Annotated in this window: 25 protein-coding genes; 9 read left to right on the top strand and 16 right to left on the bottom strand. The window is 32.1% G+C overall.

Annotated features, from left to right (window positions below):
• Positions 1-50: 50 nt before the first annotated feature.
• Both dnaE and SJY17_RS05580 read right to left on the bottom strand, forming a co-directional pair.
• On the bottom strand, positions 51-4,442 hold the full coding sequence (gene dnaE, locus SJY17_RS05585) for a DNA polymerase III subunit alpha (RefSeq protein WP_397364503.1): 4,392 nt from the start codon (positions 4,440-4,442) through the stop codon (positions 51-53).
• A 143-nt stretch (positions 4,443-4,585) separates the two neighbouring features.
• The gene (locus SJY17_RS05580; protein ID WP_397364502.1) at positions 4,586-5,278 is read right to left on the bottom strand and encodes a DUF6252 family protein; all 693 of its coding nucleotides are present in this window, start codon (positions 5,276-5,278) and stop codon (positions 4,586-4,588) included.
• Between the two features lie 144 nt (positions 5,279-5,422).
• Between SJY17_RS05580 and SJY17_RS05575 the strand changes: the two genes are divergently transcribed.
• The 5 genes from SJY17_RS05575 to SJY17_RS05555 all read left to right on the top strand — a co-directional run bounded on the left by SJY17_RS05575 (position 5,423) and on the right by SJY17_RS05555 (position 9,568).
• A complete protein-coding gene (locus SJY17_RS05575) occupies positions 5,423-5,938 on the top strand; it encodes a 30S ribosomal protein S16 (RefSeq protein ID WP_397364501.1) in 516 nt (171 codons plus the stop codon).
• 70 nt (positions 5,939-6,008) lie between these two features.
• Complete coding sequence (gene rimM / locus SJY17_RS05570) at positions 6,009-6,539, top strand: ribosome maturation factor RimM (protein WP_397364500.1); 531 nt, start codon at positions 6,009-6,011, stop codon at positions 6,537-6,539.
• A 6-nt stretch (positions 6,540-6,545) separates the two neighbouring features.
• Complete coding sequence (locus SJY17_RS05565; protein ID WP_397364499.1) at positions 6,546-7,259, top strand: tRNA1(Val) (adenine(37)-N6)-methyltransferase; 714 nt, start codon at positions 6,546-6,548, stop codon at positions 7,257-7,259.
• 88 nt (positions 7,260-7,347) lie between these two features.
• Entirely contained in the window at positions 7,348-8,526 is a 1,179-nt protein-coding gene (locus SJY17_RS05560) for an acyl-CoA dehydrogenase family protein (protein WP_397364498.1), read from the top strand.
• 142 nt (positions 8,527-8,668) lie between these two features.
• Positions 8,669-9,568 carry a metallophosphoesterase gene (locus SJY17_RS05555; RefSeq protein WP_397364497.1) on the top strand — a complete coding sequence of 300 codons (900 nt, stop codon included), beginning with the start codon at positions 8,669-8,671 and terminating at the stop codon, positions 9,566-9,568.
• Between the two features lie 3 nt (positions 9,569-9,571).
• Here SJY17_RS05555 and SJY17_RS05550 read toward each other — a convergent pair whose 3' ends face one another.
• The 9 genes from SJY17_RS05550 to trmB form a co-directional block, all read right to left on the bottom strand.
• Positions 9,572-9,793 carry a hypothetical protein gene (locus SJY17_RS05550; RefSeq protein ID WP_397364496.1) on the bottom strand — a complete coding sequence of 74 codons (222 nt, stop codon included), beginning with the start codon at positions 9,791-9,793 and terminating at the stop codon, positions 9,572-9,574.
• 3 nt (positions 9,794-9,796) lie between these two features.
• Positions 9,797-10,132, bottom strand: coding sequence for a ferredoxin (locus SJY17_RS05545; protein WP_397364495.1), 336 nt, complete (start codon positions 10,130-10,132; stop codon positions 9,797-9,799).
• Positions 10,133-10,141: 9 nt separating this feature from the next.
• Positions 10,142-11,194 carry an NAD(P)/FAD-dependent oxidoreductase gene (locus SJY17_RS05540; RefSeq protein WP_397364494.1) on the bottom strand — a complete coding sequence of 351 codons (1,053 nt, stop codon included), beginning with the start codon at positions 11,192-11,194 and terminating at the stop codon, positions 10,142-10,144.
• A 159-nt stretch (positions 11,195-11,353) separates the two neighbouring features.
• Positions 11,354-11,590 (bottom strand): NifU family protein, encoded by a 237-nt coding sequence (locus SJY17_RS05535; RefSeq protein WP_397364493.1) that lies wholly within the window; start codon positions 11,588-11,590, stop codon positions 11,354-11,356.
• Entirely contained in the window at positions 11,591-12,730 is a 1,140-nt protein-coding gene (locus tag SJY17_RS05530; protein WP_397364492.1) for a P-loop NTPase, read from the bottom strand.
• A gap of 207 nt (positions 12,731-12,937) precedes the next feature.
• Complete coding sequence (locus SJY17_RS05525) at positions 12,938-13,876, bottom strand: hypothetical protein (RefSeq protein ID WP_397364491.1); 939 nt, start codon at positions 13,874-13,876, stop codon at positions 12,938-12,940.
• A complete protein-coding gene (locus SJY17_RS05520; protein ID WP_397364490.1) occupies positions 13,836-14,171 on the bottom strand; it encodes an MGMT family protein in 336 nt (111 codons plus the stop codon). Before SJY17_RS05520 ends, SJY17_RS05525 begins: the two co-directional genes overlap by 41 nt.
• Before the next feature lie 4 nt (positions 14,172-14,175).
• Positions 14,176-14,775, bottom strand: a complete 600-nt coding sequence (locus SJY17_RS05515; RefSeq protein WP_397364489.1) for a LysE family transporter — start codon at positions 14,773-14,775, stop codon at positions 14,176-14,178.
• A gap of 33 nt (positions 14,776-14,808) precedes the next feature.
• Complete coding sequence (trmB, locus tag SJY17_RS05510; RefSeq protein WP_397364488.1) at positions 14,809-15,483, bottom strand: tRNA (guanosine(46)-N7)-methyltransferase TrmB; 675 nt, start codon at positions 15,481-15,483, stop codon at positions 14,809-14,811.
• A gap of 83 nt (positions 15,484-15,566) precedes the next feature.
• Here trmB and SJY17_RS05505 point away from each other — a divergent pair, with 83 nt between their 5' ends.
• Positions 15,567-16,616 (top strand): glycosyltransferase, encoded by a 1,050-nt coding sequence (locus tag SJY17_RS05505; protein WP_397364487.1) that lies wholly within the window; start codon positions 15,567-15,569, stop codon positions 16,614-16,616.
• Here SJY17_RS05505 and SJY17_RS05500 read toward each other — a convergent pair.
• Positions 16,599-17,489, bottom strand: a complete 891-nt coding sequence (locus SJY17_RS05500) for a sensor histidine kinase (RefSeq protein ID WP_397364486.1) — start codon at positions 17,487-17,489, stop codon at positions 16,599-16,601. The genes SJY17_RS05505 and SJY17_RS05500 overlap by 18 nt on opposite strands.
• Before the next feature lie 147 nt (positions 17,490-17,636).
• Positions 17,637-18,320, bottom strand: coding sequence for a response regulator transcription factor (locus SJY17_RS05495; RefSeq protein WP_397364485.1), 684 nt, complete (start codon positions 18,318-18,320; stop codon positions 17,637-17,639).
• A 368-nt stretch (positions 18,321-18,688) separates the two neighbouring features.
• Between SJY17_RS05495 and SJY17_RS05490 the strand changes: the two genes are divergently transcribed.
• Together SJY17_RS05490 and SJY17_RS05485 are read left to right on the top strand one after the other, a co-directional pair.
• On the top strand, positions 18,689-20,731 hold the full coding sequence (locus SJY17_RS05490) for a T9SS type A sorting domain-containing protein (RefSeq protein ID WP_397364484.1): 2,043 nt from the start codon (positions 18,689-18,691) through the stop codon (positions 20,729-20,731).
• An 80-nt stretch (positions 20,732-20,811) separates the two neighbouring features.
• Positions 20,812-21,792, top strand: coding sequence for an acyl transferase (locus SJY17_RS05485; protein WP_397364483.1), 981 nt, complete (start codon positions 20,812-20,814; stop codon positions 21,790-21,792).
• 110 nt (positions 21,793-21,902) lie between these two features.
• Here the strand turns inward: SJY17_RS05485 and tyrS are convergent, their stop codons facing one another.
• Entirely contained in the window at positions 21,903-23,198 is a 1,296-nt protein-coding gene (tyrS, locus tag SJY17_RS05480; protein ID WP_397364482.1) for a tyrosine--tRNA ligase, read from the bottom strand.
• An 88-nt stretch (positions 23,199-23,286) separates the two neighbouring features.
• Between tyrS and SJY17_RS05475 the strand changes: the two genes are divergently transcribed.
• Complete coding sequence (locus SJY17_RS05475; RefSeq protein ID WP_397364481.1) at positions 23,287-24,300, top strand: NAD-dependent epimerase/dehydratase family protein; 1,014 nt, start codon at positions 23,287-23,289, stop codon at positions 24,298-24,300.
• Here the strand turns inward: SJY17_RS05475 and SJY17_RS05470 are convergent.
• Positions 24,266-24,736 (bottom strand): DUF4296 domain-containing protein, encoded by a 471-nt coding sequence (locus SJY17_RS05470; protein WP_397364479.1) that lies wholly within the window; start codon positions 24,734-24,736, stop codon positions 24,266-24,268. The genes SJY17_RS05475 and SJY17_RS05470 overlap by 35 nt on opposite strands.
• Positions 24,737-24,741: 5 nt before the next feature.
• A complete protein-coding gene (locus SJY17_RS05465; RefSeq protein ID WP_397364478.1) occupies positions 24,742-26,088 on the bottom strand; it encodes a dihydroorotase in 1,347 nt (448 codons plus the stop codon).
• Between the last annotated feature and the right edge of the window lie 7 nt (positions 26,089-26,095).

Here is a 26,095-nt window from a genome sequence, read left to right as displayed (position 1 = left end):
TGATTTATTTCTTAATCTTTTAATTTCTAAGCCTTTTTAAATTTAGTATGTTATTGATTTATCAAATAATGAATCTGCTGATCCTTCAACTCATTTAAAAACTCATTAGTCACCTTAATTTTTTGCTTTCGACTTATCATTGTTAATTTAATTTTATCTCTATTATCATAGACCAAAAAATTAAGTGCATGATTGCCTGGATGCATTGAAATTAATTCTTTTAAATACTGAATTTTCTCAGTCTCTAATTCTTTAATATTAAGCTGTATTGATAGTTTTTTAACGTTTTTTTCCATTACATCATGCAATAGCTGAAAGCTATTAAATTGCAATCTTGGATCACTCTTTTTACCAGTATCTCTGTTTACCCAACCCTCTCGTACAAAAGCTTTTACATGTACAAAAGTGTTTTGAAGTAAAAAAGGACGATGCTTTAAATACTCTTCTCCAAAAATTCTAAACTCAAACGTATCTGTATAATCTTCTATAGTAAATAAAGCCCAACCTTTACCTTGTTTACTTACTCTGTGTTGTACATCTGTAACCACTCCACCAAACGTAATCTCTTTATTTACATGTGGTAACAAATCGTTAAAATAGGCAATGGTTCCGTTACAAAAAGATTTCATTTCTGTTCTAAAATCATCTAATGGATGTCCTGAAATATAGACACCTACAACTTCGCGTTCTCTCGATAATTTTTCCATGGTTCCCCAAGTTTCGCATTCTGGAATAATTGGTTCTGCTATTTGCACTTCGCTTTCTCCTCCAAACAAACTAACTTGAGCAGAGTTTTCATTTTCTTGGTGTTTTGCACCATATTTTATAGCCTTTTCTAAAAAGGTTAGTTCACTTCCGTCTTTAAAAAAATATTGCGCACGATGTGTATCTCCTAACTCATCAAAACCTCCAGCCAAAGCCAAATTTTCAAACGCTTTTTTATTAGCTGCACGTAAATCTATACGTTTAGCAAAATCAAAAATCGAGGTGTAAGCTCCATCTTCTTTTCTGTTATTTACAATTGTCATTACTGCTCCGTGTCCAACACCTTTAATTGCTCCCATACCAAAACGGACAGCATTGTCTTTGTTTACAGAAAATTTATAAAAAGACTCATTAACATCTGGACCAAGTACTGATAATTTCATACGCTTACATTCGTCCATAAAAAAGGTCACCTGCTTAATGTCATTCATGTTATTAGATAACACTGATGCCATATATTCTGCAGGATAATGCGCTTTTAAATAAGCGGTTTGATAAGCTATCCAAGCATAACATGTGGAGTGCGATTTGTTAAAGGCATAACTTGCAAACGCTTCCCAATCCTTCCAGATTTTTTCTAATTTTTTTGCATCATGTCCTTTAGCACTAGCTTGCTCAATAAACTTTGGTTTCATTTTATCTAGTACAGCAATTTGCTTTTTACCCATTGCTTTACGCAGTACATCAGCTTCACCTTTTGTAAAATCTGCTAATTTTTGGGACAGTAACATTACTTGCTCTTGGTATACTGTAATTCCGTAAGTTTCTTTTAAGTATTCTTCCATTGCTGGTAAATCATACTCAATATCCTCATCACCATGTTTTCTGCGGACAAAACTTGGAATATACTCCATTGGTCCAGGTCTGTACAAGGCATTCATTGCAATTAAATCGTCAAAAACCGTAGGTTTTAAATCCTTTAAATGCTTTTGCATTCCAGGAGATTCATATTGAAACACTCCAACAGTTTCTCCACGTTGAAACAACTCAAAAGTCTTCTCATCGTCAAGCGGAAAACTTTCCGGATCCAACAGAATATCATGCTTTGCTTTTACAATTTTAACGGTGTCTTTTATTAACGTTAGGGTTTTTAGTCCTAAAAAGTCCATTTTTAAAAGTCCAGCATCCTCAACAACAGAGTTATCAAATTGTGTAACATACAAATCCGAATCTTTTGCTGTAGCAACTGGTACAAACTTGGTAATATCGTCTGGTGTAATAATTACTCCACAAGCATGAATACCAGTGTTTCTAACCGATCCTTCCAATGTTCTGGCAAGGTTTACGGTTTCTGCTTCCAAGTCTTCACCTTCAGAAATATTTAAAAGTTGGTTGATTTTTTCTAAATCTTCAGCTCTAAATTTTTGCCCTAATTCCTTTTCGGATAAACCGAAAATTTTTCTAAGCTTGGACATTGTTGGAATTAACTTAGCAATCCTATCTGCATCAAAAAGCGGTAAATCTAAAACACGAGCAGTATCTCGAATACTAGATTTTGCAGCCATAGTACCATAAGTTATGATTTGCGCTACTTGATTACTTCCATATTTTTCGATAACGTAATCCATAACACGACTACGACCTTCGTCATCAAAATCTATATCAATATCAGGCATACTAATACGATCAGGATTTAAAAAACGCTCAAAAAGCAAGTTGTATTTTAATGGGTCAATATTTGTAATCCATAAACAATAAGCTACTACAGATCCTGCAGCACTACCACGTCCTGGACCTACAGACACATCCATGTTTCTGGCTTCTCTAATAAAATCTTCAACAATTAAAAAGTAACCTGGATATCCTGTGTTTTGAATGACTTCAAGCTCAAAATCTAAACGCTCTGTAACTTCTTCAGACAGTTCGTCTCCATATCTTTTCTTGGCTCCAACATAGGTAAGGTGTCTTAAAAAAGCATTTTCTCCTCGTTTTCCTCCATCTTCTTCGTCTTCCTTTTTTACAAACTCATCAGGAATATCAAAAGCAGGTAATAATACTTCTCTAGCTAGCTGGTAGCTTTCAATTTTATCTACAACTTCTTGAATATTTGTGATAGATTGTGGCACATCTTTAAACAAAGTCTTCATCTCATCAGAAGACTTAAAGTAGTACTCTTGATTTGGTAAACCGTAACGATAACCACGTCCTCTACCTATTGGTGTTGCTTGTTTTTCTCCATCCTTTACGCATAATAAAATATCATGTGCATTAGCATCTTCTTTTTTTCCGTAATAGGTATTATTTGTAGCAACAAGCTTAATATTGTGTTGCTTAGAAAACTTAATTAATGTTGGATTAACACGATTTTCATCTTCTTGATTATGACGCATCAACTCTATATACAAGTCGTCTTGAAATTGCTCTTTCCACCAAAGCAAAGCTTCTTCTGCTTGGTTTTCTCCTACATTCAATACTTTACTTGGTACTTCACCATAAAGGTTTCCTGTCAAGCAAATTAAGTCTTCTTTGTATTGTTCAATTAGTTTTTTATCAATTCTTGGTAAATAGTAAAACCCATTAACAAAAGCGTGAGAAGATAGTTTTGCTAAATTATGATACCCATTTTTGTTTTTTGCTATTAAAACAATCTGATAACCATTATCTTTTCTGCTTTTATCTAAATGATCTTCGCAAACAAAAAACTCGCAACCTATAATTGGTTTTATTTTTTTTACAGTTGTTGTTTCTCCTTTAGCTTCTGCTTCAGCAATTTTAGCTTCAACAGATTTATTGTGTTTATTAGCTGCATTAACAAAGTGAAATGCTCCCATCATATTGGCATGATCGGATAATGCTACAGCTTCCATATTATGTGAGGCTGCTTCTGCAATCAAGTTTTGAACACTCATTGTTGATTGCAATACCGAAAACTGAGAATGGTTGTGCAAATGCACAAAATTAGCTGTCTTTAGCTCTTGAATATTGTCTTCTAATACATCTGAAGAAACATCTGTGGCTTGTTTTTTTTGAAGACGTTCATTGATTTTTGCACTTTCTTTTTTAAGATTAATGTGCTTTAAACCAATTAACTGAATGGTTTGCGGGTTTTCTCGATTAAAATTTTCGAAATAATCTGGCTGAACGTCTAATTGTTCTTTAGTGTATTGTTGTCTTCTTATTAATTCTAAAAAACAGCGCGTTGTTGCCTCTACATCTGCTGTTGCGTTATGTGCTTCTGCAAAAGGTTGGTTAAACAAAAACTGATGTAATTCTGTTAACGTTGGCAATTTAAATTTTCCATATCGTCCACCAGGAATCTGACATAAAGACGCTGTATGTTCTGTACAGGTATCTAAAACAGGTAGCTCTTGAAGCTGGTTTGCAATATCCTCACGCACAAACTCGGCTCCCATAATATTTAAATCAAACTTTACATTTTGACCTACTACAAATTTGGTTTTACTTAATGCTATGTTGAATTTTTCTAATACTTCTAATAAAGGCACACCTTTTTCTTGTGCTAATTCTGTAGAAATTCCATGAATTTTTTCAGCATCATAAGGAATATTAAAACCTTCGGGCTTTACTAAATAATCTTGACTCTCGATACAATTACCCATATCATCATGTAATTGCCAGGCAATTTGGATACATCTTGGCCAATTATCTACATCAGTAATTGGTGCATCCCAACGTTTAGGCAAACCTGTTGTTTCGGTATCAAAGATTAAATACATTCTTGATTTTTTGAATTTCTGTTTAAAAATATTAGCCAATAAAAATACGTAGAATATTCGCTTTTTTAAAGTGAAGTTATAAACAGTTGTAAACAAAAAAGCCAACGCAAATGCGCTGGCTTTTTTGTTTGTTGTTTCTATTATTAATTAGAGCAATCTCCTAGACCATTAATTAAATCTTGGATAGAACCATCAGGATCTCCACACGCTTGTTTTTTAACTTGAAGTGCTGTTTTATAGGCAACACAAAATGGTGTATAATCTGTTCCTGTTGGATCTACATTATCTAAATTTGTTTGTGTAGTTAGTACAACTGCAGAAGCATTTTGACATGCAATTGTTTGCCCAGTAGTATCAACAACACCAATGCTTAAAATTGGCACATTATAAAAATAACCTTTATTAAAATTTTCTGAGTTTAACCCTGTATTATCAAACGCATGAAAGAAAAATGTTCCAGAAACCGTTCTTTCAATTAAGTTGTACTCTGTAATTGTTATTGTTCCTTCAGCAGGATAAATTTGAACACTAGGATGTGGAACACTATTGGTTGAATAAACAGTTCCTAACGCATCTTCATAAATAGCAGACGATACTTCATTACCAAGATTATAATCACCTTCAATAGTATTATCTGTTCTAAGGTTAATCGTTTCTGAGTTTCTAACTCCAGTAATTGTTAAATACCCTAAATCATCGACGTTAGCTCTATACGTGGTAGCTTCCCATAATTCGTCTCCATTATTACCAATAAAAGCAGGACTATTAAAAACTAATTCCTCTCCACATGATGATAATGTCAGTAATACCGCTAATAAGATTGTTATTCTTTTCATTTTAATACTTTTATGCGACATCAAAAATAGAATAAATTAATTTTAATTTATAGAATTACATTAAAAACTTGAAAATTAAAAAAATAGACTATATTTGCACACTTATTAATAATCGAGGTCGCGTACCTCACAAATTAATTATTTATGTCAGTAAAAATTAGATTACAAAGACACGGTAAAAAAGGAAAACCTTATTACTGGATCGTAGCAGCAGATGCTAGAGCAAAAAGAGATGGTAAATACTTAGAAAAACTAGGTGCTTACAATCCAAACACAAATCCTGCAACTATCGAACTAAACATTGATGGAGCAGTGCAATGGTTACAGAATGGTGCACAACCAACTGATACAGCAAAAGCAATTTTATCTTATAAAGGAGCAATGCTTAAAAACCATTTAGCTGGAGGTGTTAGAAAAGGTGCTTTAACTGAAGAACAAGCAGAAGCAAAGTTTAATGCTTGGGTTGAAGAAAAAGCAAGTAAGGTTGAAGCTAAAAAAGATGGTTTATCTAAAGCTGAAGCTGAAGCAAAAGTGAAAGCTTTTGAAGCAGAAAAAGCAGCAAATGAAGCAAGAATTGCAGCAAACGCACCTGTTGTTGAAGAAGTAGTAGCTGAAGAAGCTCCTGCAGATGAAGCAAAAGGATCTAACGAAGAAGAATAAAAAATTATTTTTTTATACTTTTAAACTCCGATAATTTTTTATCGGAGTTTTTTATGCAAAAAACATTTATATGAATATTAAAGACTGCTTCTTTTTAGGGAAAATTGTTAAAAAATACAGTTTTAAAGGTGAGTTACTAATAAAGTTAGATACTGACGAGCCTGCTTTATATGAGAATTTAGATTCGGTTCTTATAGACTTAAGAGGTAACCTTGTTCCGTTTTTTATTGAAAGCTCTCAATTACATAAATCTGAATTATTACGTGTAAAATTTGAAGATGTAGACACTGAAGCTGATGCAGATTCATTAATTAAAAGTAAGATTTACTTACCTCTTAGTTTTCTTCCAGAATTAGAAGATGATAAATTTTATTTTCATGAAATTATTGGTTTCAATATAGAAGACAAAAATTTTGGTCATGTAGGTATTATTACTGGTGTAAACGACTCTACAGCACAATCTTTATTTGAAATTGACAGAGATGGTATTGAAATTTTAATACCAATGAATGACGAGTTTATCTCAAAAGTTGACAAGCCAAATAAAACAATAATTGTTGAAACTCCAGAAGGACTAATCGATTTGTACTTGGAAGAATAGCACAACATGAATAAACCATTCAAATTCAAAAAATTTACTGTAAACCAAGACCAATGCGCCATGAAAATTGGTACAGATAGTGTTTTGATTGGTGCATGGACATCATTAAAAGCAAACCCTTTTTCTGTTTTAGATATTGGTGCAGGAACTGGAGTTTTGTCTTTAATGCTTGCACAACGTAGTAATGCGCAAGTAATTGATGCTATAGAAGTTGATGACTTAGCTTATGAGCAATGTGTTGACAATTTTGAAAACGCACCTTGGAGTGATAGACTTTTTTGTTATCATGCAGATTTAGCAGAATTTACAGAAGAAATTGATGATAAATACGACCTCATCATTTCTAATCCACCTTTTTATTCTGAGGACTATAAAACAGAAAACGCACAACGTGATTTAGCACGTTTTACAGACGCCTTACCTTTTGATCATTTACTAGAAAGTGTTGCGCAATTACTTTCAGAAAATGGAATGTTTTCTGTTATTATTCCTTTTAAAGAAGAATCTAGTTTTATTAAATTAGCTAAAGCTTTTAAACTATTTCCAAATAGTATTTTACATGTAAAAGGGACTCCAGATTCTGAAATTAAAAGAAGTTTGATGATGTTCTCTTTCCGCGAAAGCGAAATAAAAACTGAGTCACTTATTATTGAAACCGCAAGACACCAATATACAGACAACTACATAAATCTAACTAAAGATTTTTATCTTAAAATGTAGAATAATAATTGCGTTCTGCAAACGATTTCGTTATTTTTGTTTTTGAATAATAAACTACACAAATTAGTTTATTCTAACACAGACTTAAATGAAACCAGATTTATTTGAAGCTCCAGATTATTACAATCTTGACGAACTTTTAACTGAAGAACACAAATTAGTACGTGATGCTGCTAGAGAATGGGTTAAGCGTGATGTTTCGCCTATTATAGAAGATTATGCTCAAAAAGCAGAATTCCCTAAACAAATTGTTAAAGGATTAGCAGAGATTGGTGCATTTGGACCTTATATTCCAGTTGAATATGGAGGAGCTGGATTAGACCAAATTGCTTATGGATTAATTATGCAAGAGATTGAGCGTGGAGATTCTGGTGTACGTAGTACAGCGTCTGTACAATCGTCTTTAGTAATGTATCCTATATGGAAATACGGAAACGAAGCACAACGCCAAAAATACTTACCAAAATTAGCTTCTGGTGAATGGATTGGTAGTTTTGGTTTGACAGAACCTGACCATGGTAGTAATCCTGGTGGAATGGTAACTAACTTTAAAGATATGGGTGACCATTATCTTTTAAATGGTGCAAAAATGTGGATATCAAATTCGCCATTTTGTAATATAGCTGTAGTTTGGGCTAAAAATGAAGAAGGTCGTATACATGGTTTAATTGTAGAACGTGGTATGGAAGGTTTTACAACGCCAGAAACACACAATAAATGGTCACTTCGTGCGTCTGCAACTGGCGAACTTATTTTTGACAATGTCAAAGTCCCAAAAGAAAACTTATTACCAAACAAATCTGGATTAGGAGCACCTTTAGGTTGCTTAGATTCTGCACGTTTTGGTATTGCTTGGGGAGCAATTGGAGCAGCAATGGACTGTTATGATACTGCTTTACGTTATAGTAAAGAACGCATCCAATTTGGTAAGCCAATTGGACAATTTCAGCTACAACAAAAAAAGCTAGCAGAAATGATTACTGAAATTACTAAAGCACAGCTTTTAGCTTGGAGACTTGGTGTAATGCGAGAAAACGGTACAGCGACCTCAGCACAAATATCTATGGCGAAAAGAAATAATGTAGATATGGCTTTAAAAATTGCTCGTGATGCTAGACAAATGTTAGGCGGAATGGGTATTTCTGGAGAATATAGTATTATGAGACATATGATGAATCTTGAAAGTGTTGTGACATATGAAGGTACACACGACATCCATTTACTAATAACTGGTTTAGACGTTACTGGACTTAACGCTTTTAAATAAGTCACTAAGGTACTTTTGGCAACTTACTCTGACGGAATCGTTAAAAATATTAAAATAAAATATTTTTGAGTTTTTCTAAACCTTAATAATATAAAATGCGCATCTATTTGATGCGTATTTTTTTTATACTATTTTTACTTATATGTTTTCAGGAAAAAAGAAATTAGATAAAGCTTATAAAGAGGCTAAAGTGTTAGAGTTTGATGATGATTCAAAATTTATACTATTTAGCGATTGTCATCGTGGTGACAATAGTTTTGCTGATGATTTTTCAAATAACAGAAATATATATTATCACGCACTAAAGCATTATTTTGATGAAGGTTTTAATTATGCCGAACTTGGTGATGGTGATGAACTTTGGGAAAACCTCTCTTTTAAATCTATTTTAAATGCTCATAAAAATGTTTATATGCTTATGAAACAATTTCATGAGGATAATAGACTGCATATGATTTGGGGAAACCATGATATGGTTTACAGAAATCCAGAATATGTCAAAAAAAATCTATCCACCTATTTTGACCCAAAAGTTGGAGAGGAAGTAAAATTATTTGGAGATATAAAATACAACGAAGCTATAATATTAAAACATAAAGACACACAACAAGAAGTTTTTTTAACCCATGGACATCAAGCAGATTGGTGGAATTACACTTTTTGGAAATGGAGTAGATTTATGGTACGTGTACTTTGGAAACCTTTAAATGTTATGGGAATTGCAGACCCAACAAGTCCTGCAAAAAACTACAAAGAATTAATAAAAGTTGAACGCAGAACCAAAAAATGGATTACCGCAAAAAACAACTTAATAACCATTGTTGGTCATACACACAGACCACGTTTTCCTGAGCCTGGAGACGTTGCTTTTTTTAATGATGGTAGCTGTGTCCATCCTAGAAGTATTACTGGAATTGAAATTGAAAATGGAGCTATCTCTTTAATAAAATGGCAAATTGCTACTAAAGAAGATGGTACTTTACAAATTGTTAGGGTTTTATTGGAAGGTCCTAAACGATTGGTAGATTATAGAATTGTGTAAAAACTATTCTACTAAAAATTTAATTTTATGGTAATCAAAATCTTCTTCTAGATGTTTTAACAATGTGTCTTTCTTAATAAGAATACTAAAACTTCCCTTATCTCTATATTCTTTTATTAATGGCTCCATTTCGCTTAAAGAGTTCCCATTCAAATTAGCTAAAACAGAAACTATTCTTATAACGCTAACTCCTTTGTTATCCTCTTCTTTAAATCTTATTGTCATATATCAAGATTCTGGAGCTAACTCTACCTCCAAACCTTCCATTTCTGGAGTCATTTGGATTTGACATCCTAAACGAGAATTGTCTTTAACATCAAAAGCTTCGCTTAACATGGCTTCTTCATCGTCTTGCATTTCTGGTAGTTCTGTTTCACTTAAAACATAACATTGGCAACTTGCACACATTGCCATACCACCACAAACACCTATAGTTCCTTCTGGAGCAAGCTCGTAACTACGTACTACTTCCATAAGGTTCATTGCCATATCTGTTGGTGCTACAACGTCATGTGTTACACCATCTCTGTCTGTAATTTTTATATTTATATCTTGTACTTCCATTACTGTTTTTTATTCAATTTTTTTAACTACAGCTTTTGGTGCTTCTTTACGTGTACCATCAAAACCATCTACTCCAGAAACTGTTGTATATTTCATTACATATTTCTTGCCAGGATTGATAATTTGGTAAGCAGATTGACACATTAGCGTTGCTTCATGAAATCCACAAAGGATTAATTTTAGTTTTCCTGGATACGTATTAACGTCTCCTATTGCGAAAACGCCTGGTATGTTGGTTTGATAATCTAATGCATTATTAACTTTTATAGCATTTTTTTCTATCTCTAATCCCCAATTTGCTATTGGTCCTAATTTTGGTGATAGTCCAAAAAGTGGCACAAAATGATCACACTCTTTTTTAAAGGTGTCATCACCTTGTTTTATGGTAATGGATTCGATTTTATTATCTCCTTCTACTCCAACAACCTCTGCTGGTGTAATTAGATTAATCTTTCCAGCGTTTTTTAATTCTTGTACTTTTTCTACTGAATCTAAATGTCCTCTAAACTCGCTACGTCTATGGATTAGTGTTACTTCTGAAGCGACATCGCTTAGAAAAATACTCCAGTCTAAAGCAGAGTCTCCTCCTCCTGCTATGACTACTTTTTTGTCTCTGTAAAATTCAGGTTCTTTTATTATATACTCAACACCTTTGTCTTCGTAATTTGCTAGATTATCTATTAATGGTTTACGTGGTTCAAAACTACCTAATCCTCCTGCTATTGCAACTACTGGTGCATGATGTTTTGTGCCTTTATTGGTGGTTACTATAAATGTACCATCGTCTTGCTTGTCTATAGTTTCTGCACGCTCGCCAAGTGTAAATCCTGGTTCAAATTGTTTGCATTGCTCCATTAACTTGTGGGTTAAATCTCCTGCAAGAATTTCTGGATATGCTGGTATGTCGTAAATTGGTTTTTTTGGATATATTTCTGAGCATTGTCCACCTGCTTGTGGTAATGCGTCTATTAAATGACATTTAAGTTTTAATAATCCTGCTTCAAAGACTGCAAAAAGACCTGTTGGTCCTGCACCTATTATTAATATGTCTGTTTTAATCATGAAATTTAATTTTGATACAAAGGTAAAATGAACAAAGGTTACGTTTTATGACTTTTGTTAGCTTTTTGCCTGCGTTAAGGATGGAGCGGTTTGTCTGAGCTCCTCGCAGAGAGCGAGTAGCGAGAGCCTGACCCTTGTGGTAACGCCAAAAATTATGTTTTACGCAACGTTGATTACACGTTCTATTTGTGGTGCGTACTTTTTGATGGTCATTTCTACACCTGACTTTAAGGTCATTTGATTGACACTACATGAGGTACATGCGCCTTCTAATTGCACTTTGACTTCGTTATCTTCTATGGATAGAAGTGTGATGTCTCCTCCATCGCTTTGTAAAAATGGACGGATTTCTTCTAGTGCTTTTTCTACGTTTAATCTTAGTTCTTCTGTTGTCATTTATTTTTTATTAACTGCAGAACATCCTGCCATAGTAGTTATTTTAATTGCTTCGGTAGCCGGAAGATTATCGTTTCTGTCCACTACTTGCTGCACTACGTTTTGCGTTATTGTTTCAAACGCTTTTTCTAGAGGTGTACCTGTTTGCATTGCTGCTGGACGACCAACGTCTCCTGCTTCGCGAATGCTTTGCACTAACGGTAATTCTCCTAGAAGTGGTACTTGTAGGTCTTCGGCTAGGTGTTTTGCTCCTTCTTTACCAAAGATATAATATTTATTGTCTGGAAGTTCTGCTGGCGTAAAGTATGCCATGTTTTCTATAATTCCTAGAACTGGCACATTTATGCTGTCTTGTTGGAACATTGCTACTCCTTTTTTAGCGTCTGCTAATGCTACGTTTTGTGGTGTACTTACTATTACTGCTCCTGTTATTGGTAGCGATTGCATGATGCTTAGGTGTATATCTCCTGTTCCTGGTGGTAAGTCTATTAGCAAGAAATCTAATTCTCCCCAAGCTGCATCAAAAATCATTTGATTTAATGCTTTTGCTGCCATAGGTCCACGCCAAACGACTGCTTGGTCTGGCTTTGTAAAAAAGCCGATTGATAGTATTTTAACTCCGTAGTTTTCTACAGGTTTCATTTTTGATTTACCGTCTACTGTTGTAGATAGTGGACGCTCATTCTCTACATCAAACATGATTGGCATTGATGGTCCGTAAATATCCGCATCTAACACACCAACTTTAAAGCCCATTTTTGCTAATGTTACTGCTAGGTTTGCAGTTACTGTAGATTTACCTACACCACCTTTTCCAGATGCTACTGCAACTATATTTTTAATACCAGGAATGTGTTTTCCTTTTATAACATTTGGTGCTGACTTTTCTGGTGCATTAACTGTTACGTTTATTTTTATTTTAGCTTTTTGGTAAACCTGCTCATGGATGGTTTTAAGTATTTCTACTTCCGTTTTTTTACGTGCCTGAAGCGCTGGGTTTTTTATTGTAATGTCTACTATAACCTCGTCTGCAAATGTTACAACGTTAGTTACTGCTCCACTATCTACCATATTTTGTCCTTCTCCTGGTACTGTTATGGTTTGTAATGCTTTAAGTATATCTTGTTTGTTTAATTTCATTTTTTTGCTAGAAAAAAGAGATTAGAAAAGAGAACTGGGACTTTGGTCGAATTCTCAAAACCAACTCTTGGTAATTATTAACTAATTCAGAATGATTCTAAAGTGCAAATATACTACATAAACCTTGAAGAATAAAGTGGTTGGTTTGATGTTTTTTATGGTGTTATAAAGGGAAGTTATGATGGTTTATAGATGATAATGGGATGTTTAATCATAATTAAGAAATATAAGTTTTCTTTTGTAATATGCCTGTCCATTTATAGAGTCTGGAAACCTTTTCTCCATAGAAATTACCGATTCTACTTTTTTAAATTGAGAATAATTTATTGCTCCATCAAATTCATTGGAATAATATATTTTTTCTTGTGACATAAACTTAACTCTCATTTTAGTCTTATAATCTCCTGAATACTTCTTAATTGTAGACACAATAAAACGCTTTGATTTAAGTAAATAATCTCTATGACCTGTTCCACAAATAAACCCTGGAACATAATTATATTCTATCGGTTTCCAATTTCTGTTTTTATCTTTTGCTTGAACTTGCATAAATAAATCACCGTTAACTATAGGCTTAGAAATAACTCTGTCAGATTCAGAATTATTGAATATATAAACTGGTAAAGTTTTATAATGTATTCTTTCCCTTAGTGTTCTGAGCTTCATTAATTGTATCGTATCATATGAATAATCATACTCTTCAATATCGTCAGAAGATTCTTTATAATTAATAGGAGGTGGTGGAGGCGGAGGAATTAAAGAGTAAAAATTCATTTCATTAGTATGAAAATTTAATTGACTTGTATCTACAAAAATCATGATGCTATCTGCTTCATTATTTAAATCGTTCAGTAATGGTTCTCTATAATCATTTGTAAAATAATCAAATGAACCTGAAAGCTTTAAAGTATCCTTTACATTAACACCATAAACAATAGGCTCAGAAATCATCATTTCTTTAGAATTCACTTGTATAATAGTATCATATTCTGAAGTTATTAAAACAGGAAGTTTTAATGGGTTTTTCTTTTTACAAGCTGAAAAAGAAAGAAAGATTATAAGGATAGTAAAGAATACATTTTTCATTTTAATTAAGCAACAAAAACTATTCCGAAAGCAATTCTGATGGACTCCAAAAGACCTCATCAAAATTCTGGATTTGGTTTTCTATAACTATAACGCCTTCACTTTCTAATAATTGTTGCATTAGGTTAGTGCCATCAAAATGATGCTTTCCTGTTAATAAACCTTTACGGTTTACCACTCTGTGCGCTGGCACATCTTTACTATGTGATCCATTCATGGCATAGCCAACCATTCGGGCTCCTCTATTTGCGCCTAAAAAATTAGCAATTGCACCATAGCTAGTCACACGTCCATAGGGTATTTGTCGTGCTACTTCATATACTTTATCAAAAAAATTAAGCGTTTCTGGCTTCATAATTTTATAAAGTGTTAATGATGTTTATTAAGGTTATGATAGATATAATTCCAGTAATACCTCCTATAATATAGTTCATAGTTTTTTGCGACTGTAAACGTTTACTTTTTAAACGCTTAAAGAAAAACACATACAGATACAACATTACAAATGTACCTGTTGCTGCACCTGCAACATAAGATGTGATACTAATATTATCAAACGTTAACCATCCTAAACTAGCTAAAGCTATGCTCATATAAGCTTGATACGGAATAGGAAATACATTTAAAGCAGATAAAAACATACCATAAAAAAATTGGCTGTGTTTACTTTTTCTTGGTTCTTTTAAGATTTCTTTTTGTTCTTTTTTTGCTAAAAGCAAAAAGTAAATAGTTATTAATACAAATATAACAAATGCAACACGCTGTAATACTTGTACAATTTCTGGATGTTTGCTTAAATATCTTGCAAAAGTAACTGCTATTAATGTTTGGATAACAACAACCACACATACACCAATTGAAAAAGTCAAACCACGACTATAGCCTTCTTTTATTCCAATTTTTGCTGCTGTCATATTAAGTAATCCAGGTGGAATCACTCCAACAAATGCGACAAGCATGCTTAAAAAAAAGGTGATTGTTAAATTCAATAGTTAGTTAATTTTAAATCTAATATACGTAATTGGTTTGTTTTGCTCTAAATAGATGCTTTCATAATGTGTTTGTATGCTAGTAACTTCTTCAGGACTTCCTTCTTGCAAATAGACATTATGATTGGCATATAACACCTCGTGTCCTTCTCCATGTAATAATCCTAAGGTATAACCATGCATAAACTCGGAATCAGTTTTAAGATTCATTATCCCATCTGGTTTAAGGACTTTTTTGTAACGTTTTAAAAACTGAGAATTAGTCATCCTGTGTTTAGTACGCTTATATTTTATTTGAGGATCTGGAAAAGTAATCCAGATTTCGTCGACTTCGTTTTCTTCAAAAGCAGATTCTATTAACTCTATTTGTGTACGTAAAAATGCAGCATTAGGTAGTTTTTTTTCTGTTGCAGTTTTTGCTCCTCTCCAAAAACGCGCACCTTTAATATCGATTCCAATAAAATTTTTATTTGGGTATTTTTGGGCTAAAGCTACTGTGTATTCTCCTTTACCACAACCTAATTCTAAGACTAATGGGTTGTTGTTTTTAAACACTTTTTTATTCCACTGTCCTTTGTTTTCATATACTGCATCGACCAATTCTTCTCTAGTTGGTTGGAATACGTTTTCAAAGGTTTCGTTTTCTCTAAATCGTTTTTGTTTATTTTTACTTCCCACTGTTATTTCTTATTTAAGGCGTAAAATTAAGGAAATATAGTTTAGCTCTATTATAGTTACCTTTGAATTTAGTATACTTTTTAATGAAAAAACAAATTCTTGTTGCACCTCTAAATTGGGGAATTGGTCATGCTACACGTTGCATTCCTATAATTAATGGTTTAATTAATGAAGGGTTTGAGCCCATTATTGCTAGTGATGGGCAAGCTTTACAATTACTTAAAAAAGAATTTAAAACGCTTGTTTTTATAGAATTACCCTCTTACAATATTAAATATTCAAAAACTAAAAAGAGATTTAAATGGATAATGTTTTGGCAATTACCAAAAATTAAAAAGGCTATTAAAGACGAAAGGCAAGCTGTTAAAAAAATAATACAAGATTATACTATTAAAGGTATAATTTCTGACAATAGATTAGGTGTTTATTCTAAAAAAATCCCATCTGTTTTTATTACGCACCAATTAAATGTTTTAAGTGGAAGCACTACAAGAGTAAGTACATTTTTTCATGACAGATATTTAAATAAATTTAATGAATGTTGGATTCCGGATTTTGAAAATGAACCAAATTTAAGTGGAAAACTAGGTCATGATTTTAAAAACAAAAAGTTAAAAATTAAATATATTGGTCCTTTAAGTCGGTTGAAAAAAATAGATACTAAACCAAAATACGATATTTTAGTATTGCTTTCTGGTCCTGAACCACAACGCACTATTCTGGAGAAAAAATTAATGAAAGAATTAGTAAATAATAAGAAATCTATCTTATTTGTTAAAGGTAAAATTGAATCTGAGCATACAATAACGCATGACAACCTACTTACCATTTACAATTTTATGCAAACCAAAGAATTACAAAATGCGATTAATAATAGCGAAATTATTATTTCTAGATCAGGTTATACTACTATTATGGATTTGGCTAAACTAGGTAAAAGGGCATTTTTTATTCCAACTCCTGGACAATCTGAACAAGAATATTTAGCTAAATATTTAGATGATAAAAAAATGGTACCTAGTTGTAATCAAGATGAATTTTCATTAAAGCAACTAAATCGTATTACAGATTATTCTGGTCTTAATAGTTTTACTAATGTAATAAATTTTAAAGATTTATTCCGCCTTTTCTAACGTAAAAGAGAACTCGCTTCCAATGTTTATTTCGCTTTCCACATAGATTTTTTCGTCATGCGCTTCAATAATATGCTTAACGATAGCTAAACCTAAACCAGAACCACCAACTTTACGCGATCCACTTTTATCGACTCTAAAAAAGCGTTCAAATAATCTTGGGATATATTTTGTTTCTATCCCTTCTCCATTATCTGTTACTCTAACAATAACTTTATTTTTTATTAATCGCTCTATACTAATTTCTGTTGTTCCTTTTTCTCTTCCATATTTAATAGAATTTACCACCAGATTAGTCAAAACTTGTTGGATACGTTCTTGATCTCCTTTTACCAAAATAGGTTCATTATAATCTGTATCAAAAGTTAAGGTTATTTTCTTTTTAGAAGCTTTCATTTCTAACAGATCAAAAACACCTTCAACTAGTGCAACAATATCAAAATTTTTAACATCTAACCTAAGATCTCCTACCTCTAATTTGGTAATCATATCTAAATCATCAACAATATATACTAAACGCTCGACACCTTTAGTAGCGCGTTTTAGGTACTTATCTGCAACATTAGGATCTTCCATAGCTCCATCCAATAAGGTTTCTAGATAACCTTGGACTGTAAACAAAGGTGTTTTTAATTCATGAGATACATTTCCCATAAACTCTTTACGGTACTCTTCTCTAACTTTTAAAGTTTCTATTTCTAACTTTTTGTCTTTTGCATATTGGTCTATCTGCTTTGTAAGCGTAGCCATATCTGTTGTTATACTTTCTTTACTAAAACTTGCAGACTCTAGAAGGGTTAAATCTTTATAAATTTGATTTATACGTTTATATATAAAGTTTTCTACACGATATTGAGTGACTAAAAATGACAATAAAAATGTTATGACAGCAAACAAAAAAAGGTTAAAAACATTGATTGTATAAAACACATATAAAAAAACACCCATTAAGAGCGTTAAAAAAATAGTGATTAAAAACGAAGTTTTTAATGCAAATTTATATGTCTTTTTTAGTTTCAACTATTCAACAAATTTATAACCAACTCCTTTTACTGTTTTAAAGCTATTGTCGCCTATTTTTTCGCGTAGCTTTCTAATATGCACATCAATAGTACGTCCACCTACAACAACTTCATTACCCCAAACTTGATCTAAAATATCTTCTCTTTTAAATACTTTTCCAGGTTTGGAGGCAAGCAAAGATAATAGTTCAAATTCTTTTCTTGGTAAAATTATCTCGACATCGTTTAAAATTATCTTATACTCTTCTCTGTCTATAACAAGATTACCTATTTGTAATAAATCTTTACTTTCTTCTTCAGCTTTTAATCGTCGTAATAATGCTTTTACTTTACTTACTAAAACTTTAGGTTTAATTGGTTTTGTAATATAATCATCTGCACCTGCATCAAATCCAGCTACTTGAGAGTAATCTTCTCCACGTGCAGTTAAAAATGTAATAAGAGTAGCACTTAATTCTGGTATTTTCCTTATAGCTTCACAAGCTTCAATACCATCCATTTCTGGCATCATCACATCCAATATAATAAGTTGTGGCTTTTCTTTTTTTGCTTTTTTTATAGCTTCTATACCATTTTTAGCTGTCACTATTTGATAGCCTTCATTAGTTAGGTTATACCCAACAATTTCTAAAATATCTGGCTCATCATCTACTAAAAGAATTTTAATACCTTTTTTATTCATGTGTCTATTCTATTATTCTTTATCGGTCACATGGTACTTCCATAAAGTAGTCATTCTTTTGAAAAATAAATACTTATTAAGGAAATTTCATAGAATTAAATCTTGAATTATCATCGTGATTATTAATGTAAAGATAAAATTATTAACAAAACTATCTGTTTATAAAAAATTAATAACAATTATATAACATACAGATAATAATTAGACGTTGGTAAATAACAGAGAATCAGTAATTAATTAGAAATCTGATAGTCAAAGCATTAAAAAGATGTTATTTAATTGTAAAGTTGTGTTATAGTACTCTAAATTATTGGTTTAAAGTTAATTTTCTGTGTATATTTACACCCTAAATTTTACACACTTAAATTATGAAAAAACTTTACTTTTTACTTTTAACAATTTTAATATCTACTGTGTCTTTAGCGCAAGAAGCTGTGATCACAGGATATGCTGATTCTCCATGTTCTGGAGCTGTAGGTAGAACTGTAGAAATCTATGTGGATGGAACAATTGATTTTACTGGTTGGAATTTACAAAGACAATCAAATGGTGGTGGCTTTGGATCTAATATGGATTTATCAAGTTTAGGAACACTTACAAATGAATTTGCTTATATCACTAATGACAGTGCTACTTTATCTGCAGAGTTTGGAATTACTACAAACGTTGTTTCTAATTCTGGTATTAGCAGTAATGGTGACGATGCTTTTCAATTAGTTGATGCAGCTATGGCTGTAGAAGATAGATTTGGTGAAGATGGTGTTGACGGAACTGGTACTGCTTGGGAACATGTTGATACTTACTATTACAGAGTTGATGGTGTACCAGCTAATGCAGGTGCATTTGACCCATTAGATTTTACTTTTGGTGCTCAAAACTTATTAGATGGTACTTGTGGAACTACCTTAGGTTCTCTTGTCCCATTTGGAACATACACAACAACAATGAATACGACACCTACAGTAACAATTACTGGTAGTGTTTCTAGTTTAGATTATTTTGAAGGAAATGGTCCTTCAACAGAACAATCTTTTAATGTGTCAGGTTTAAACTTAACACAAGATATTACTGTAACTGCTCCAGCAAATTTTGAAGTTGCTGATGTTGCAGCTGGACCTTATGGACCATCTACTACAGTTGCTCAAACTGGAGGGTCTGCAAGTACAACTGCTGTCTATGTAAGATTAGTCTCTGGGCTTTCTGCTAATACTTATTCTGGAGACATTACTGCTGCTTCAATGGGAGCAACAGATGCTACTTTAGCATTAACAGGAACTGTTTCTCCAGCTGTACCACAATTTAGTGTTTTTGGAACACCAGGAGCATTAAATTATGCAACAGGTTCTGGACCATCTAACGAAGAGTCTATTTTTGTTGAAGGGTTATTTTTAACATCAGATATTACAGTTACTGCTCCTGCAGATTTTGAAGTGTCTTTAACTACAGGAACAGGTTTTGGACCATCTGTAACCGTTGCTCAAACTGGAGGTACAGTTGCAAACACAGAAGTTTTTGTAAGACTTGCATCTGGATTAGCTGTTAATAGTTATTCTGGAGACATTACAGTATCTTCTTCGCCAGCTGCAGACCAAACAGTTGCCTTAATAGGTAATGTTTTTGGAGCTGCTACAAACGCTTTAGTATTAGTTGGAGCATATGATGGACCTCTTCCTGGAGGAACACCAAAAGGTATCGAATTAGTTGCTTTAGCAGATATTGCAGATTTAAGTTTATTTGGAATTAGCTCTGTAAGTAATGGTGGAGGATCTTCTGCTGGAAATATAGAATTTACTTTTCCTGCTGATGCTGTTTCTGCTGGAGACCGTATTTTTGTAGCTACAGAAGCTACAGAATTTACTAACTTCTTCGGATTTGCTCCTACTTACACAACAGGTGTTGTAGGAATCAATGGTGATGATTCGATAGAATTATACGAAGGTGCTACAATAATAGACACTTTTGGAGATGTAGATACTGATGGTTCTGGTGAAGCTTGGGAATATTTAGATGGATGGGCTTATAGAGTAACTAACACAGGTCCTGACGGAACATTTGTTGTTGCAAACTGGACTTTTAGCGGACCTAACGCTTTAGATGGAGAAACAACTAACGCAACTGCTGCTACACCTTACCCATTAGCTGTTTATACTAACGATGTTTTATCTGTAAACGCTTTTAACCAAGCCAACTTTAATGTATATCCTAACCCAACAAATACAGGTTTTGTAAATATAGCAACATCAAATAATGCTGCTATTAACGTAACTGTTTTTGATATCTTAGGAAAACAAGTATTAAAGCAAACTTTAAATAACACTGCATTAAATGTGTCTAACTTAAAGTCTGGTGTATACATTTTAAATATTAAACAAAACGATGCTACAGTAACTAAAAAATTAGTTATCCAATAAGCTTCAAACTTTATATTTTTAAAAAGCGTTACTAATTAGTAACGCTTTTTTATTTTCAATACTTTTGTTTTTTATTCTGAATGATTAACACTAACGACATATTTTCTATTTCTAGCGAAGCAGAATTTAAAGCAATAGCTTTAGATGTCTTTCGTTTTCAATTTGAAAACAATACAATCTATCGTTCATTTTGCGACCTACTGTATATTAATCCAAGTGATGTAAAAAAATTAAATCAAATTCCGTTTTTACCCATTCAATTTTTTAAAACACATCAAATTTTAAGTAATAAAAAAAACATCGAAACTACTTTTACAAGTAGCGGAACAACAGGACAAATAACCAGTAAACATCATGTAACTGACCTTAAAATCTATGAATATAGTTTTAAAAAAGGTTTTAGTCATTTTTATGAAAATATTCAAGATTACACTGTTTTAGCCTTATTACCTAATTATTTAGAACGTGAAGGGTCGTCTTTGGTTTATATGGTTAATCAATTAATTAAAGATTCAAAAAAACCAGATAGTGGCTTTTATTTAAATAATTTAAGTGAATTAAAAAATACACTAATTAAACTTGATAAAAAAAATGAAAAAGTATTACTTATAGGTGTCAGTTTTGCACTTTTAGATTTAATAGAAACACATACTTTTAACCTTAATAATACCATTATAATGGAAACAGGTGGCATGAAAGGTAAAAGAAAAGAATTAATTAGAGAAGAGTTACACTTGCTTCTAAAAAAAGGTTTTGGTGTTAATAATATACATAGCGAATATGGTATGACAGAATTATTAAGCCAAGCCTACTCCAAAGGAAACGGTGTTTTTAACTGTCCTCCTTGGATGAAAGTTTTAACCAGAGATACAGAAGATGCATTAACTGTTTTTAATACTAAAAAAACAGGAGGTATTAATATTATTGACTTAGCAAATATTAACTCTTGTGCTTTTATAGCAACTCAAGATTTAGGACGATTATTACCAAATAAACAATTTGAAATTATTGGACGTTTTGATAATAGTGATATTAGAGGTTGTAATTTAATGGTCTTGTAAGGAATTTTAAAAAATATCGACCAACTAGAATATGAGAAAGAAAAATTAGTTTTAGTTGGTTAACTAATTTTCTTTAAAAATGCCTGCTTGAAAAAGCAGGCATTTATATTTTACTTAACTTTTATAATAAAAGTACTCTTTTTACCTCTATTAATAACGATGTATTTATCGTTAATTAAATCATCAGTAGTCAACTTATAATCGTCTTTTACTTTATCTTTATTTACAGATACAGAGTTTTCTTTTAAAGCACGACGCGCTTCACCATTACTGGCTAAAAAATTAGTTTCGGCAGCTAATGCAGCAATCATATCTAAACCAATTTCAATTTTATCTCTGCTTACTTCTGCTTGTGGTACACCTTCAAAAACATCTAAAAACAAGTTTTCATTTAACTGCTTAATTTCATTTTTAAAATCTTTGCTAAACAAAATACCTGATGCTTTTTCTGCATTAGATAACTCTTCTTTAGAATGTACCATTGCTGTAATCTCTTCAGCTAATCGTTTTTGTAAACTTCTTAAATGTGGTTGTTCTTTATGTGTTTCAATTAGTTTATTAATTGTGTCTTCTTCTAAAAAAGTAAATATTTTAATATATTTTTCTGCATCTTCATCACTACTGTTTAACCAATATTGGTAAAACTTATAAGGTGATGTCCTGTTAGCATCTAACCAAACGTTTCCACCTTCACTTTTACCAAATTTAGAACCATCACTTTTTGTAATTAATGGACATGTAATTGCATAACCTTTTCCTTGGTCAATACGTCTAATAAGTTCTGTTCCAGTAGTAATATTTCCCCATTGATCACTTCCTCCCATTTGTAAAGAGCAATCCATGTTTTTGTAAAGGTGTAAAAAATCATACCCTTGTACTAATTGGTATGTAAACTCTGTAAAACTCATTCCATCTGAAGACTCTGAAGAAATCCTGTTTTTAACAGAATCCTTTGCCATCATATAGTTTACAGTTATATGCTTACCGACATCTCTTATAAATTCTAGGAATGAAAAGTCTTTCATCCAGTCGTAGTTATTTACTAAAACTGCAGCGTTTTTAGCATCACTTGTAAAATCTAAAAAATGTGATAATTGTATTTTTATAGCTTCTTGGTTGTGTCTTAAGGTCTCTTCATTAAGTAAATTACGCTCGCTAGATTTACCAGAAGGGTCACCAATCATTCCTGTTGCACCACCAACCAAAGCAACTGGTTTGTGTCCGCAACGCTGGTAATGTGCTAATAACATAATTGGTACTAAATTACCAATGTGTAGGGAATCTGCTGTTGGGTCAAAACCAACATAAGCACTCCTCATTTGCTCTAAAAGGTGTTTTTCTGTTCCTGGCATTTCAGTATGTAACATACCTCTCCAACGCAATTCTTCAACAAAATTATTTGCCATAATTATTTTATAGATTTTTATAGAAGCACAAAGATAAAAATCGTGTTATAAACTGCACACAATATCTAATATTTATTACCTTCGGGTTATGATTTTAGTTACAGGAGGTACTGGTTTGGTTGGCGCACATTTGTTATTTCATTTATTAAATGAAGAGCAACCAATACGTGCTATTTATAGAAATGAAAAGAAATTTGCTAACGTCAAACGTATTTTTGGATATTACTCTAAAACTCCTGAGGTTTTATTTAATAAAATTGAATGGGTTAAAGCCAGCTTAAATGACATTCCGCAATTAACTGACGCTTTTAAGGACATTACAAAAGTCTACCATTGTGCAGCTTTTGTATCTTTTGAACCTAATAAATTTGAATTACTACGTAAGACAAACATAGAAGGAACAGCAAATATTGTAAATTTAAGTATTAGTAACAAAGTCAAAAAACTATGTTATATCAGTTCTGTTGCAGCTATTGGTACACCAACAATTGAAACTAATCTAATTACGGAAGACACAGAGTGGAACCCTGAATTTGACAATAGCGTTTATGCTATTACTAAATATGGAGCAGAACTAGAGGTTTGGCGTGGCACACAAGAAGGTCTGGATGCTGTCATTGTAAACCCTGGAATTATTATAGGTCCAGGAATTTGGGATTATGGAAGTGGCTCTTTAATTAAATTGACCTATAAAGGAATGAAATATTATCCAAGTGGTAGCTCTGGTTATGTAGATGTGTTTGACGTTGTAAAAGTAATGACGCAACTTATGCAAAGCAGTATTAAAAACAAACGCTATATTTTGGTTGCAGAAAACAGGTCTTTTAAAGACTTTATTTATAAAATTGCCAGTTTATTACGTGTAAAAGCACCTAAAAAAGAAGTTTCAAAATTTTTACTTGGTATTGGCTGGAGGTTAGATTGGCTAAAACACAAACTAACAGGAAAAAGACGACAGTTATCAAAGCAAACAGCATATTCTGTAATGTCTAAAACCCAATACAGTAACCAAAAAATAAAGACAGATTTAAACTATACTTTTAAGTCTGTAGATGATAGTTTAAAAGCTACTTCTTCTTTTTTTGAAGGCGATTTTTTTTAATTTGGGATGTATCAATTGTATTTGTTTTTTTTAAATTTTTTGGCTTGTCTTCTTTTAAAAGACGTTTTTGCTTTTTAGCTTTACTAATAGAGTCTTCTTTTTTAAAGGCTGTTCTCAGTTTTTCTAAACTATCTTTTACTCTAGCATAAATATCACTATATTTTTCAATATCATAAGCATAATAATTATTGCTATTTGCAAATTGTATACTATCTATTTTATGTTTTCTATAGATAAAAGTATCAGGAACTATACCTCTATTTTCAAGCTCTCTTTTATTTATTCCTTTTGCAGAAGACATTATAGACAATTCCACCAATACCTCAACCATTTTGTCTTCGCTAATTAAATTATCTGGTTTGTTTGGTTTTTCAATTCCATAACAAGAGACAAATAATAACGCAGCTAAAAGGTATATAAAAGTGTGTTTTTTCAAAATAATTATCTATTAAAAGTTAAGCGCTTAGCGTATTTAGTATCATAAAATTTAAAATTTTTATAAGCCAAACCACCATTTACAAAGGTGTGTGTTATTCTAGATTTAAAAGTTGTTCCTTCAAAAGGCGACCATCCACATTTATATAAAATATTGTCTTTTTTTACTGTCCATGGGTTATTTAAATCTATCAAAACCAAATCTGCATAATACCCTTCTTTTATATAACCACGCTTTTCAACCTCAAATAAAATAGCTGGATTGTGGCAAAATTTTTCTACAATTTTTTCAATACTAATCAATCCATTATGATGCATTTCTAACAAAGCTGGCAAAGCATGCTGTACTAATGGTCCTCCAGAAGGTGCGTTTACATAGTTATTAGACTTTTCTTCTATTGTATGTGGTGCATGATCTGTAGCAATTACATCTATCCTATCATCCAACAACGCTTCTAAAAGCTGTGCTTTGTCTTTTTCTGTTTTTACAGCTGGATTCCATTTAATTAATGTTCCTTTTTCGTCATAATCTTTATCGCTAAACCACAAATGGTGGATACAAACCTCTGCTGTTATTTTTTTATCTTTTAAAGGAGTTTTGTTTGAAAACTGTGCTGTTTCTTTTCCTGTTGATAGATGAAAAACGTGTAAACGTGCTCCTGTTTTTTTAGCTAATTCTATTGCTTTTGAAGATGAAATATAACAAGCATCTTCGCTTCTAATTATTGGATGAAAGTTGACAGGAATATCATCTCCATAGCGTTCTTTATAAACTGCTAAATTTGCTTTAATAGTTGCTTCGTCTTCACAATGGACAGAAATTAATAAATCTGTACTTGTAAATATTTTTTCTAAAATTTCTGGATTATCAACTAACATATTACCTGTAGATGAGCCTAAAAACAATTTTAATCCAGCAACTTCTTTTTTATTGACTTTTAAAATTTCGTCTAAATTATCATTAGTACCACCAAACATAAATGAGTAATTTGCCCATGCAGATTTAGATGCTATTTCAAATTTTTCTTCAAGTTTCTCTATTGTTGTGGTTTGCGGATTGGTATTTGGCATTTCAATAAAAGAAGTAATACCACCAGCAATTGCTGCTCTAGATTCTGTTTCAATATTTGCTTTATGTGTTAAACCAGGCTCTCTAAAATGAACTTGATCATCAATTGCTCCTGGAATTAAATATTTACCTTCAGCATCAAAAACATTTACATCTGCAGATTTTGCACTAATGGATTTTCCTATTTTAATGATAAATTCTCCTTCAATTAGTATGTCACCATTAAAAATAGTCCCTTCGTTAACGATTTTTGCATTTTTAATAAGTGTAATTCTCGGTTGCATAATTCCT

The organism is Olleya sp. R77988, from assembly GCF_044594215.1.
Classification (GTDB): Bacteria; Bacteroidota; Bacteroidia; order Flavobacteriales; family Flavobacteriaceae; genus Olleya.
Note: the sequence above shows the minus strand (reverse complement) of the source record. Positions and strands in the feature narration are given on the sequence as shown.